Source organism: Epibacterium ulvae (genome assembly GCF_018678075.1).
GTDB lineage: Bacteria > Pseudomonadota > Alphaproteobacteria > Rhodobacterales > Rhodobacteraceae > Epibacterium > Epibacterium ulvae_A.
Window position 1 is genome coordinate 20,086 of sequence record NZ_JAHHIR010000001.1, and the last position, 11,996, is coordinate 32,081.

The following is an 11,996-nucleotide window of genomic DNA, read 5'->3' on the forward strand; positions in this document are numbered from 1 at the left end:
GAAGTGCCGGGTGGTCAAAAAACCACGGCATCACGGGACTTCAGTATATATGAGATTCGCGCAGAAAACGCAAGGGAACCGCAAGATGCTGTTACGGTCCCTGAAATCGTTTCTAAGTATAGTGGATCAGTCGAGGCTGGGAACCAGCGGCGCGGTGTCACCGGAGGCGGGCGGCAGAAGGTCTGTGCCCAAAGGTGCGATTGGCGCATCGGCTGGTGCATCGCTTGCCTGAGGCAGGAGACCGCCGTCGAAGATCGAGGAATTGCCAGCTTTTTGAGCCGAGATCACTGTCAGCGTGATCGAGGTCACGATGAAGGCTGCGGCCAGGATCCAGGTCAGCCTGGTCATCGCAGTCGCGGCTGCACGCCCGGATACGGCACCACCGCCGCCTCCTCCACCCATGCCGAGGCCGCCACCTTCGGACCGCTGAAGCAGAACGACGGCGATCAGGCCGAGGGCCAGAAGAAGGTGGATGATGAGAACAACGTTTTCCATAAGACCCTGCGGCGGTTGGCTGATTATCGGGCGGTAAATAGGACCAAACTCCGGCAGGGGCAAGGGTGGAGTTTCAATTGACGTGCTGAACTTCGGGTCAAATGACGTGCAGCTCTGTGGAACACCCAAATTTTACTGGAATTCCCGAGGCGTGGCGCGCAGGGTTACGGGTATGGCACATGATGACCCGCATTCAGACGACCCGCACCACGCCCATGCCCACCTGCCGCCGGATCCGGCGCTGCGGGTCAAGGCGCTTGAGACGATTCTAACCAAACGGGGGCTGATCGATCCGGCTGCGTTGGATGAAATCATTGATATCTATCAAAACAAAATCGGCCCTCAAAACGGTGCGCGGGTGGTGGCCAAAGCCTGGAGCGACCCTGCGTTCAAGGCGCAGCTGTTGGCCGATGCGGATCAGGTGCTGCGCGAGATGGATATATATGGGCGTCAGGGCGAACATATGGTTGTCGTCGAAAACACGCCCGAGACCCATAATATGGTCGTCTGCACCCTGTGCTCTTGTTACCCGTGGCCAGTGCTGGGCATTCCGCCGGCCTGGTATAAATCCGACGCCTACCGCGCCCGTGCCGTACGCGAGCCGCGCAAAGTGCTGGCGGATTTCGGCATAACCCTGCCTGAGGGCACCAAGGTGCGGGTCTGGGATTCCACCGCCGAGGTGCGCTATTTGGTATTGCCCATGCGCCCGGCAGGTAGCGATGGGTTGGACGAGGAGGCTTTGGCCGCCCTTGTAAACCGCGATTGCATGGTCGGCACCGCGCTGGCGACCTCACCCGGGGACTTGGCGGGAGACACCGCATGAGCCGGGTCCATGATATGGGCGGGCGATTTGGCGATGGCCCGGTTGAGGTCGATGTCGAGGACGCCCCCGTTTTCAAAGAGGAATGGCATGCGCGCGCGCTGGCGCTGACGCTGGCCTCTGCCGGTTTGGGGCAATGGAACATCGACACTTCCCGCCATATGCGGGAACGGTTGTCGCCGCAGGATTACACCGCTTTTTCTTACTATGAGAAATGGCTGGCCGGTGTTGCGGGCCTGTTGGTGGAGACTGGGGTTTTGACCGTCCAGGATCTGCAAACCCCCGAAGCTGATGGCGGCTGCCACCCTTTGGCGGAGCGTAGATTGAGCGCTGAGCGGGTGGCGGGTGTTCTGGCTTCGGGCGGGCCTTCGGATCGTGCCAGCGATGTGGCGCCGCAGTTCAAACCCGGCGACAAGGTGCGCACATTGACCCATGCGGGCAATCGCTTTGTCGATGGCGGGCATACGCGGTTGCCGTCTTATGCGGCGGGAGCAGTGGGGGAAGTGGTGCTCTATCACGGCACTCATGTCTTTCCGGATCGCAGCGCCCATGGATTGGGGGACGCGCCAGAGCCGCTTTATGCGGTCGCCTTTCCTGCGACCGCCCTATGGGTGATTGCCGAAGACGACGGGGATGAAGTGGTGCTGGATCTGTGGCAAAGCTATCTGGAGCTCGCCTCATGAATGCGGCGTCGCCCCCATGTTTGCCCCATGGCGGCGCGGAGCCTGTGTTTGTGGAACCTTGGCACGCGCAGGTCTTTGCCCTGACCGTGCATCTGAATGAGACGGGCCGGTTCAGCTGGGCCGATTGGGTGGCGCGGTTTTCCGCCACGTTAAAGCGGCACGGATTGGCGCGGGAGCTGGATGGCGGCGAAGACTATTTTACCGCATGGCTCGAAACGTTAGAGATCTTGTTGGTGGAAACCGAAGACGTCCAGCGCACGGATGTGGCGCGGATGCGCGACGCCTGGGAGGAGGCCTATTTGGCCACACCCCACGGCGCACCGGTCCACCTGCCAAAGGGCTTGTAATCCACCTGTTACACTTTTGGGTTCCCCTTGCCGATCACGCTCGCTATACGGGGCGTCGGTTTTAACCTACATGCAGAGGACCTGAGATGGCCAACGTAGTGGTAGTCGGCGCCCAATGGGGTGACGAGGGAAAAGGCAAGATTGTTGACTGGCTGAGCGAACGCGCTGACGTGATCGCGCGCTTTCAAGGTGGTCACAATGCGGGCCATACGCTTGTCATTGATGGCAAGGTCTACAAGCTGCATGCACTGCCGTCCGGCGTTGTGCGTGGCGGTAAATTGTCGGTAATCGGCAATGGTGTGGTGCTGGATCCCTGGCACCTGATGAATGAAATCGAAACCGTGCGCGCCCAAGGCGTTGAGATCACGCCGGAAACGCTGATGATCGCGGAAAACACGCCGCTGATCCTGCCGTTGCACGGTGAATTGGATCGCGCCCGCGAAGAGGCGGCCTCAAAAGGCACCAAGATCGGCACCACCGGTCGTGGTATCGGCCCGGCCTATGAAGACAAAGTGGGCCGCCGTGCGGTGCGTGTGGCCGATCTGGCGGATCACGCCACATTGGAAGCGCGCGTCGATCGCGCGCTGCAGCACCACGACCCGCTGCGCAAAGGTCTGGGCGTTGAGCCCATCGACCGCGACGCGCTGGTAGCAAAGCTGAAAGAGATCGCAGCCCATATCCTGCCCTTTGCGGCGCCGGTGTGGAAAGTGATGAACGAAAAGCGCAAAGCCGGCAAACGTATCCTGTTTGAAGGCGCCCAAGGCGCGCTGCTGGATATCGATTTTGGCACCTATCCGTTTGTGACCTCCTCCAATGTGATTGCAGGGCAGGCGGCAACCGGTGTGGGCATTGGCCCGAACTCGATCGATTATGTGCTGGGCATCGTAAAAGCCTATACCACCCGCGTGGGCGAAGGTCCGTTCCCGTCCGAATTGCTGGATGAAACAGGCAAACCGGATGCGGATGGCGAACGTCTGGGCACCCGGGGCCATGAGTTTGGCACCACCACCGGTCGTCAGCGTCGCTGTGGTTGGTTTGATGCCTGCTTGGTGCGCCAGACCTGCGCCACATCTGGCATCAACGGGATTTCCCTGACCAAACTGGACGTGTTGGATGGGTTTGAAACCCTGAAGATCTGCACCGGTTACGATCTGGACGGCGAGCGTCTCGACTACCTGCCAACGGCGGCCGAGGAACAGGCGCGCTGCACCCCGATCTATGAAGAGATGCCGGGTTGGAGCGAGTCGACCGAAGGTGCGCGCAGTTGGAATGACCTGCCGGCCAATGCGATCAAATACGTCAAACGCGTGGAAGAGTTGATCGACTGCCCGGTTGCCCTGCTGTCCACCAGCCCGGAGCGGGATGACACCATTCTGGTGACAGACCCGTTTGCCGACTGATGGCAAAGGGCGAGGGCCTCAGCTACAAGGCGCGGCGGCGCTGGTCGATGGTGATCTTGTTGATTGGCATGCCGCTTTACATTGTGGTGGCGGTCAATGTGGTGGGGCTGTTTGAACGCCCCTCCATCCTGCTGGAACTGGCGATTTACACGGCGCTTGGGGTTCTGTGGATCCTGCCGTTCAAATTCGTCTTTCGCGGCGTGGGCAAGGAAGATCCCGACGCCTGAGGTCTGGATTGCATCAGCTTGACTTAAATAGAAAAAGCCGCGGAGCGCTCCGCGGCTTTTGCAGTTTTTCCAGGTCCGTGCGGCGTTAACCCGCCGCGCGGCCCTGCGGTTGAAAGCCGATCTGTTCGGAGGCTGAGAAACGACCGTTGCGTTTGCGGGCGATCTTGCCATCGCGCAGCAGTTGGCCAAAGGAGCGCATGCTGTCTTCGCGGTTGAACTCGGTTCCGGTTGCGCGGACTTTGTTGATCAATTCGGGACGCGAGAAGACGTCCTGGCCTTTGACAAAGCTGAGGTAAGACGCGGCTGCTTCCAGCATTTCTTGCAGTTCAACAGCGCCGGTTTCCTGAACGTATTTGGCAAAGCCTGTGTCCGAATTGAAGGCTTCGGCGGTTGTCGGCTTGGCCTCGGTGCGCACGCGGCGTGGACGCACAGGGGCTGTTGTGGCGGCAGGTTTTGCGGCCTCGCCTTGGCCCTCGGCAGGGTCAGAGACGCGCTGTTCGGCCACCAGTTTCAGGGGTGTTGGGCGGTTTTCCTTGGCCTCGGGGCGCGGTGATTTGCGACGCACCACTGGGCGGCGGGGTTGAACCACACTGGCCAGATCTTCGCGGTAGTCCTTTTCGACGTCATCGCCTGCCGCTTCGGGATCGCTTTGGGCTGCAGCAACGGCGGCGCGCATGTGGCTGTAGGTCTCACGCGAGGACGCGGTGTCCGGATCGTCGAGCTTTTCATCGGCTGCAGCCATCAGGCGGGAGACATCGCTGTCGGATGCATCCTTGCCGGTTGGGGCTGCGCTGCTTTGAGCCGGGGCTTCAGCGAGTGTTTCCACAGCTTCGGCTTCAGCAGTATCTGCGTCTGCATCCGTGTCAGCGCGGGTCGCCGCCAGAAGTTCGGCTTCGACCTCGGCCAATTCGCGGCGCAGGTCGTCTTCGTCTGCGTCGCTGAGGGTCGACGGCGGGCCTGCTGGGGCAGGGGCCGCTTCTGCCACGGTTTCGGCTGGTTTGGTGACACCACGGCGCACGCGGATGACCCGAGCACGGCGCGGTTGCGCGGGTGCTTCTTCAGCCTCCGCCTCAGGCGCGGCTTCCTTGGCGGGAGCGGCGGCGGATTTGGTCACTTTCTGTGTGGTTTCTTGCAAACCTTCCAATGCGCGGGCAATCAGCGTGTCGCTGTCGTCGCCCTGGGCATCCGTTTCGTCGGCATCAAAGTCTTCATCCGTGTCATCTGCGTTCAGCGACGCATTGATGTCTTCGGCAATGGCTTCGACGCTGGCGGAGGCTTCTTCTGCAACTGGGTCTGCGTGTTGATCTTCGGAGAATTCATCAGAAGGCGTGCGGGAAACCACGGCGCGGATGCGCTGCAGTTTGGCTGCAATGCTGTTGGGTGCGGGTTTGGCTTGCGCCTCTTCTGCAACCGGCTCTGCCTCGATCTCGTCTGCGATGTCTTCGTCGGTCTCATCTGCCTTGTTCGCGGCGACAACGGCTGCGATTTGCTCAAGGTCGATGGCGTCTGTTTCGGCTTCAACCTCGGCTACGTCGTCTTCAAAGGCCTCTTCAAAGTCATCCGCGACCAGATCTTCGCTGCTGTCCGCAAGGATTTCGGCGTCTTCTGCGATCTCTTTCGCCTCTTCGGGAGCAACAAAGAAGTCGACTTCACCGGGAGGAGTTTCGACCAATTCGCCCGCTGCAGGTTCGGCAGCTGCGACGACGTCTTCTGCAATTGCTTCATCTTCAAGCTCATCTGCAAAAGGTTCTTCGTTGCTGCCTTCAAAGCTGTAGGCGTCTTCGGCTTGGGTGTCCGCTTCTTCTGCGATCTTTTGTGCCGCTTCGGGGGCGACAAAGAAGTCGACCTCACCCGGAGGGGTTTCGACCAACTGACCGGCAGCCGGTGCGGCGGCTGCTACGATCTCTTCTGCGACGGTTTCGTCTTCAAAATCGTCTGCAAACGGTTCCTCAGAGCTGCCTTCGATGCTGTAGGCCTCGACGGCGTCGTCCTGGGGGGCAGCCACGGTCGGTGCGGAGTGGGCCTGTTCTTTGGCCGCGGCTGGATCAACAAAGAAGTCCACTTCACCCGGCTCGGTCTCTGTCAACTCGCGGGTGGCTGGTTCTGCCACGGGGGCAGGGGCCACAGGCGCGGCTTGTGGTGCTGCCGACACGGCGGCGCGCAGGTGAATGCCTTCGTTAGAGGTGCGGACCTCAACCTGGCGTGCGATCTCACGCTGGGCGATACGTGCCAGCATGTCTGCATCCGGTTGTGGTGGCTCTGCACCAAAATATCTGTCATCAGAGGCTAGATCGCGAAAATACTCGGCGATCGCCTTCATAGTGCCAAAGGAATCTTCAAATCCCTCAAGCGTACAGGAGAAAGTCCCGTAGGATACTGTTAGTACCTTATTGTTCTGTACCATCTCTCAGCTCGTCCTCGCCAAAGTCATGTTGTTCACCATATTGGTTAGAACGACAAATTCTGCCCGAATCCGTGCAATTGATCGTATCATTTTGTGTCTAGATTGTGGCCCGTTTCCAGAACATTAAGGAATGGCGGATGAAAAAGCTTATTGTTGACGCTCGCGAACCAATCACTTTGGTGGGTGGTGGGGCCTTGGAAAAAGAGGACCTTGAGGCGGCGATTGCTATGGCTGCGCGGGTGGTGGCGGCGGACAGTGGCGCGGATTCTGCGATGAACTATGGGGTTACGCCGGACGTGGTGGTCGGCGATTTCGATTCAATTTCCGATGACGCCAAGGCGCGGTTGGGGAATGCGCGCCTGCTGCATGTCCAGGAACAAGATACCACCGACTTTGACAAGGCATTGCGCAGCGTCGCAGCGCCGGTGGTGATTGCCGTTGGATTTCTGGGCGCACGGATCGACCATCAACTGGCGGCGTTGCATGTTTTGATGCAAGAGGACCGCTGCCCCTGCATCTTGGTCGGCGCGCAGGAGATCCTGTTTCATCTGCGCGGCACGGTTGAGGTGCCGACGGCACGCGGCGAAGTGGTGTCGCTGTTTCCCATGCAGCCGGTTGAGGGGCGATCCGATGGGTTGGAATGGCCGATTGAGGGGCTGCGTTTTGACCCAATGCAGCAAATTGGTACGTCAAACCGTGCAACGGGTCCGGTGCGGTTAGAGGCCTTGGGGTGCGGCTTGATCGTGATCCTGGAAAAGCACCATCTAAAAGACGTGATGGTGCAGTTGGCCGCGCAGAGTTAAGCCTGTGGCACCGGGTTACGCAGGATGTAATGTTCGCGCCACACGGCATAGAGGCCGGCGGCCATCGTGACCGCGATGCCCACAGCGGCCAGCGCATTGGGGAACTGGTTGAACACCAGCCAGCCGATCCCAGTGGCCACGGGGATTTCAATATATTGCATTGGTGCCAATGTGGCCGAGGGCGCGAACCGCAGGCTCCACGTCATGAGAAGATGCGCGAATGTGCCCAGCAGCCCGATCGCCAAAAGCAGACCCCATTCGGTGCCAATGGGCATGCGCCAGCTCAGTGCCGGTTCATCCAGCCAGTGCCCAAAGTAAAAGACCGGCACCATCGCGACGCAGGCAATCACACCTGACACGGCCTGCAGACCCAGGGGATCGCTGGCTTTGGCGACGCTGCGGGTGGCAATGATGAACAGCGAAAAGATCACGGCAACGCCCAGCGGCAGCACCGCAGGCCAGCCCACGTCCACAAAGCTGGGCTGGATCACCAGCATGGCGCCGCCAAAGCCGACAATGCAGGCCCCCAGTCGGTGAATGCCAATCTTTTCGTCCATAAAGAGCCAGCCCAACAGCAGCAGGATAAAGGGGCAGACAAAGGCGATTGCCACCGCATCCGCAAGTGGCAGATACTTGAGTGCAGTAAACATCAGGCCGATGCCGAACATGTGCAGAAGTGTCCGCAAGACAACCAGACCCATCACATGTCGCGGAATGCGCCAGGTACGTCCGGTCGCCAAGACGATTGGAAAAAGAATGATCGCCTGCACCGCAAACCGCACGAATATAACCTGCGCCAGAGGCATGCCGCCCAGCAGTTTTGCCGCGGCATCCCCCATCGGAGCGAGGACGCAAAACCCGAGCATAAGGGCGATACCGGCAATGGGGCGATCTTCGGTTTTCATATCACGATGCTAGCGACGCAGGCGATGGCGAACAAGTCAAAGTTGAGGTTTCCTCAATCTTAAGTTGCTCTTGGGTATGTTATGCGCATTTCGAACGCGTCAACAGTTTGGCACGTTAACCGCCAGTCCGCCAAGCGAGGTTTCTTTGTATTTCTCGTGCATGTCATGGCCGGTCTGACGCATGGTCTCAATAACCGCATCCAGGGGAACAAAATGCTCTCCGTCACCACGCAGGGCGAGGGAGGCCGCAGACACGGCCTTGATCGCGCCGAGTCCATTGCGCTCGATGCAGGGAACTTGCACCAGGCCTTTCACCGGATCGCAGGTCATGCCAAGGTGATGTTCCAACGCGATTTCTGCCGCGTTTTCCACCTGTTTCGGGGTGCCGCCCATCACCGCACACAGACCAGCTGCGGCCATGGAGGCGGCAGAGCCCACCTCGGCCTGGCAACCCGCCTCAGCCCCGGAAATCGAGGCGTTGAATTTGACCAACCCGCCGATGGCTGCGGCGGTCAGCAGGAAATCTTCGATATGGGTTTCAGACGCGCCGGGCACGTGATCCAGATAATAGCGCAGGACCGCGGGCAAAACGCCTGCCGCGCCGTTGGTGGGGGCCGTCACCACCTGGCCACCGGCTGCGTTTTCTTCATTCACGGCCATGGCGTAGACGCTCATCCAGTCGTTGATCGTATGCGGCGCCGTGAGGTTCATGCCGCGTTCGGCCATCAGTGCGTCATAGATCCCCTTGGCCCGTCGGCGCACATTGAGGCCACCGGGCAGGATGCCGTCGCGTTCCAGCCCTCGGTTGATGCAATCGTTCATCACCTGCCACAGACGTTTGCTGCCGTCGGTCAGATTGGCCACGCCGCCACGCGAAATCTCATTGGCGCGTTTCATCTGGGCGATGGTTTTACCGCTGGTGCGCGCCATCTCCAGCATCTCAACCGCGGATTTGAACGGGTAGGGCACCGGCGCGCCGTCATCGGTGGCCTTGCCTGCCGCGAGCTCTTCCTCGGTCAGGACAAAGCCGCCGCCGATGGAGTAAAACACCTGCTGCAGGATCACATCGCCCTGGGCGTCGGTGGCCATCAGCATCATGCCATTGGCATGGCCGGGTAGGGTGTGGTCGTAGTCAAAAAGCAGGTCGTTTTGCGGATCAAAGGCGAGTTCGGGCAGGCCGGGCGGCTGCATGCGGTTGGTGTGGGAGAGCTCTTCGAGAAAGGCCTCGGCCTTGGCGTCGTCATATGTGTCCGGTTCAAACCCGCCGAGCCCCAGGATGGTGGCACGGTCCGTGGCATGTCCTACGCCGGTGAAGGCAAGCGAGCCGTGTAGTGATGCGCGCAGCCCGGCACATTCAAAAGGTGCCGCGCGCATCATGTCGAGAAAGCGTGCCGCCGCAACCATCGGACCCATAGTGTGCGAGGAGGAAGGGCCAATGCCAACTTTGAACATATCAAAGATAGAGAGAAACATCAGAGGGCAACTCCTTCGGGTGGATTGGGGTATTGCGGGGATGAGAAGGGCGTGGGTCCCAGGCCTTCGGCCTGGATGGCGACGCGCACGGCGGGCCGTGTCTCTAGGTTTTGAGCAAGGCCTTGCAAGTTGGGATAGGCGCTGAGGTCGAACCAACCTGTCCCGGTGATCGGATAAAGCGCAGCCCATCGCAGGCATGCCGCGACATAGTAGTCCACCACAGAAGGCTGCTCGGCTGCGAACCAAGGGGTGGTGCCGGCAGCTTCATCCAACAAGCTCAGGTGGCTGATCAACCGGTTTGTGGTGCAACTGTGCATGTCGGTGATTGCCTCTGCCGGGCCAAAACGGTGCAGGTAGAATAGCATCGCAAGATCTGGGTGAAGCGTATTGGTCGTGAAGAACAGCCATTTCAGAAAGGCGGGGCGCGCGGTGTCACCGACTGGCGGGGCCAATATCCCATGCGTTTCGCTCAGATAGATCAGGATCGCACCGACTTCGGACACGGGGCCGTGCACTGTTTCCAGTGTCGGAATTTTGCCTGCTGGGTTCAGTTTGAGGTACGCTTCACTGCGCTGCTCGGATGTTCTGCGGTCGACCAGAAATGTTTCAAAAGGCAGGCCAAGCTCTTCCAGCACCAAGCGGATGATCAGTGAGGCATTGTCTGGGGCATAATGAAGGCGGTAGGGCTGGGTCATGGCGGCAATCTTACTGTCTGACTTTGGGGCAGGGCGTCCATTTGCGACGTTTCCTATAGGAAACACGTAACGCATTGTGGTGAGGGTGCAAGAGGGATTTCGCTTTGGGCAGGCCCAAAGCGACCAGCGCCGCGCCGCCTTCGGCGGCGCGGCGCCCGGCCCAACGGCCCGGTGGGGACCTTCAAAAAAGTCCACAGCAGGTGGGCGGGAGTATTTGGCTGTTTTATGCAGCGTGAAGTGACATTGCCCAGGAGCCATGTCCGCAACATATGCAGCTCTTTGGTTTCACTGTAATTTGCGCAGAAGAATGCTCGCCTGTGAGTTTCAAAACGCTTATAAGATTCTCCAAATACCTATGACGGAGCACGCGACATGAGCGGAGATCTTTCCCCCATTGATAAGGCCAAATTTGTCGCAGCAAAACGTGCGGCGGAAATGGTCGAAGACGGCATGCGTGTCGGGCTTGGCACGGGGTCCACGGCCGCCTGGTTGGTGCGCTGTCTGGGACAGATGGTGGCCGAAGATGGCCTCAACATCACGGCTGTTCCTACCTCGGTCCGCACCGCAGAATTGGCGCGTGAGCTGGGGATCAAAGTCGTCTCCTTGGATGAGGCGAAGTGGCTGGATCTGACAGTTGATGGCGCGGATGAGTTCGACCACGACCTGAACCTGATCAAAGGCGGCGGCGGTGCGCATTTGCAGGAAAAGATCGTCGCCACCGCCTCGGACCAGATGGTGGTGATTGCTGATGCGGGCAAAGGTGTCGACACGCTTGGCGCGTTTCCTTTGCCGGTCGAAGTGCTGCCCTTTGGCTGGCAGGCCAGTCAGGCTCTGCTGGAAGAGACGCTGGTGTCCATGGACGTGCTGGGGCGCACCACGACATTGCGGATGAACGGGACGCAGCCCTATGTGTCGGACGAGGGGAATTACATCCTTGATCTGCATCTCAAACGCATCGGCAACGCGCGGCAATTGGCGCTGGTTTTGAACCAGATCCCCGGTGTGATTGAAAACGGGCTGTTTATCGACATCTGCGACCGGGTGGTGATCGGCCACGGCGATGGCACCGTGATTGTGCGTGACATCAACGAAGGCACCGAAGAGCGGGATCGTCTGGATTTCATGGAAGAGGACAATCTGTTCGGGGATTTGACTGACTAGGGGTTTTGGGCGAGGCTCGGTTCAGGCCTTCGGTAACGGGAGCACTTCTGTCAAGAGATTCCACGCAAACAAACTGATCCGCCGGAGCGGTGCTTTTAGTTCGTCGCGTCCGCGCTGCTTTCTCTCACAGCCTTTGACTGAGGTCCTTTGGGTACATGCTTCGGTTCGTGGTCAGCGCGACGGCTGCCAACAGGATGCTGGTTCGATGTAATTCCGATGTGCCCATCTCATAGGCGTGCTTGACGGATGTCAGCGACAGTCCTGACCACGGCATCATCGGAACCACGTCCCTGCGGGACCTCGAAAGCTTGCGATTAAGCAGGCAACGGTTCTGTGCTGGAGATCAGATCATTTTCGGCGCTGCATCTGTTTGGAACACGGAGCCATCGATCCAGTTTCGATGGAGAATGACAGCAATGCGGCGCGCGAGCCCGACCATCGCGATTTTGCGGCCACGCCGCTGCGCGAGCCTGGCTGCCGAGCACGGCGAACAGAAGACCGTCATGATCGACGCGACTTATCTCAAGGCCCACCGAACAGCGACCAGCATGGGCGTGAAGTAAGGAGGATTAGGCATTGGTCC

12 protein-coding genes and 2 pseudogenes are annotated in these 11,996 nt (G+C 59.7%); 8 read left to right on the plus strand and 6 right to left on the minus strand.

What is annotated here, in order from left to right:
• Positions 1–126 precede the first annotated feature (126 nt).
• On the minus strand, positions 127–495 hold the full coding sequence (gene secG / locus KMP13_RS00100; RefSeq protein WP_215263411.1) for a preprotein translocase subunit SecG: 369 nt from the start codon (positions 493–495) through the stop codon (positions 127–129).
• 172 nt (positions 496–667) lie between these two features.
• Between secG and nthA the strand changes: the two genes are divergently transcribed.
• From nthA to KMP13_RS00125, 5 genes are all read left to right on the plus strand, one after another.
• Entirely contained in the window at positions 668–1,318 is a 651-nt protein-coding gene (gene nthA / locus KMP13_RS00105; RefSeq protein ID WP_215263412.1) for a nitrile hydratase subunit alpha, read from the plus strand.
• Positions 1,315–1,998 carry a nitrile hydratase subunit beta gene (nthB, locus tag KMP13_RS00110; protein ID WP_215263413.1) on the plus strand — a complete coding sequence of 228 codons (684 nt, stop codon included), beginning with the start codon at positions 1,315–1,317 and terminating at the stop codon, positions 1,996–1,998. Before nthA ends, nthB begins: the two co-directional genes overlap by 4 nt.
• Complete coding sequence (locus KMP13_RS00115; RefSeq protein ID WP_215263414.1) at positions 1,995–2,345, plus strand: nitrile hydratase accessory protein; 351 nt, start codon at positions 1,995–1,997, stop codon at positions 2,343–2,345. Before nthB ends, KMP13_RS00115 begins: the two co-directional genes overlap by 4 nt.
• 86 nt (positions 2,346–2,431) lie before the next feature.
• Positions 2,432–3,745 carry an adenylosuccinate synthase gene (locus tag KMP13_RS00120; RefSeq protein ID WP_215263415.1) on the plus strand — a complete coding sequence of 438 codons (1,314 nt, stop codon included), beginning with the start codon at positions 2,432–2,434 and terminating at the stop codon, positions 3,743–3,745.
• Positions 3,745–3,972: a DUF2842 domain-containing protein gene (locus KMP13_RS00125; RefSeq protein WP_215263416.1), complete on the plus strand. Its 228-nt coding sequence runs from the start codon at positions 3,745–3,747 to the stop codon at positions 3,970–3,972. Before KMP13_RS00120 ends, KMP13_RS00125 begins: the two co-directional genes overlap by 1 nt.
• 85 nt (positions 3,973–4,057) lie before the next feature.
• On the opposite strand, the gene KMP13_RS00130 is transcribed toward KMP13_RS00125, so the two are convergent.
• Complete coding sequence (locus KMP13_RS00130; RefSeq protein ID WP_215263417.1) at positions 4,058–6,376, minus strand: chemotaxis protein CheA; 2,319 nt, start codon at positions 6,374–6,376, stop codon at positions 4,058–4,060.
• A 137-nt stretch (positions 6,377–6,513) separates the two neighbouring features.
• On the opposite strand from KMP13_RS00130, the gene KMP13_RS00135 reads away from it, so the two are divergent.
• On the plus strand, positions 6,514–7,179 hold the full coding sequence (locus KMP13_RS00135) for a thiamine diphosphokinase (RefSeq protein ID WP_215263418.1): 666 nt from the start codon (positions 6,514–6,516) through the stop codon (positions 7,177–7,179).
• Here the strand turns inward: KMP13_RS00135 and KMP13_RS00140 are convergent.
• The 3 genes from KMP13_RS00140 to KMP13_RS00150 all read right to left on the minus strand — a co-directional run bounded on the left by KMP13_RS00140 (position 7,176) and on the right by KMP13_RS00150 (position 10,252).
• Positions 7,176–8,084, minus strand: a complete 909-nt coding sequence (locus KMP13_RS00140) for a DMT family transporter (RefSeq protein ID WP_215263419.1) — start codon at positions 8,082–8,084, stop codon at positions 7,176–7,178. The genes KMP13_RS00135 and KMP13_RS00140 overlap by 4 nt on opposite strands.
• Positions 8,085–8,183: 99 nt before the next feature.
• Positions 8,184–9,557 (minus strand): L-serine ammonia-lyase, encoded by a 1,374-nt coding sequence (locus KMP13_RS00145; protein ID WP_215263420.1) that lies wholly within the window; start codon positions 9,555–9,557, stop codon positions 8,184–8,186.
• On the minus strand, positions 9,557–10,252 hold the full coding sequence (locus tag KMP13_RS00150; protein WP_215263421.1) for a glutathione S-transferase family protein: 696 nt from the start codon (positions 10,250–10,252) through the stop codon (positions 9,557–9,559). Before KMP13_RS00150 ends, KMP13_RS00145 begins: the two co-directional genes overlap by 1 nt.
• A gap of 372 nt (positions 10,253–10,624) precedes the next feature.
• On the opposite strand from KMP13_RS00150, the gene rpiA reads away from it, so the two are divergent.
• Positions 10,625–11,413, plus strand: a complete 789-nt coding sequence (gene rpiA, locus KMP13_RS00155; protein WP_215263422.1) for a ribose-5-phosphate isomerase RpiA — start codon at positions 10,625–10,627, stop codon at positions 11,411–11,413.
• A gap of 343 nt (positions 11,414–11,756) precedes the next feature.
• Here rpiA and KMP13_RS20280 read toward each other — a convergent pair.
• Positions 11,757–11,891: pseudogene (locus KMP13_RS20280) on the minus strand (IS110 family transposase); the annotation flags it as partial.
• Between KMP13_RS20280 and KMP13_RS00160 the strand changes: the two are divergent.
• Positions 11,869–11,973: pseudogene (locus tag KMP13_RS00160) on the plus strand (IS5/IS1182 family transposase); the annotation flags it as partial. The pseudogenes KMP13_RS20280 and KMP13_RS00160 overlap by 23 nt on opposite strands.
• Between the last annotated feature and the right edge of the window lie 23 nt (positions 11,974–11,996).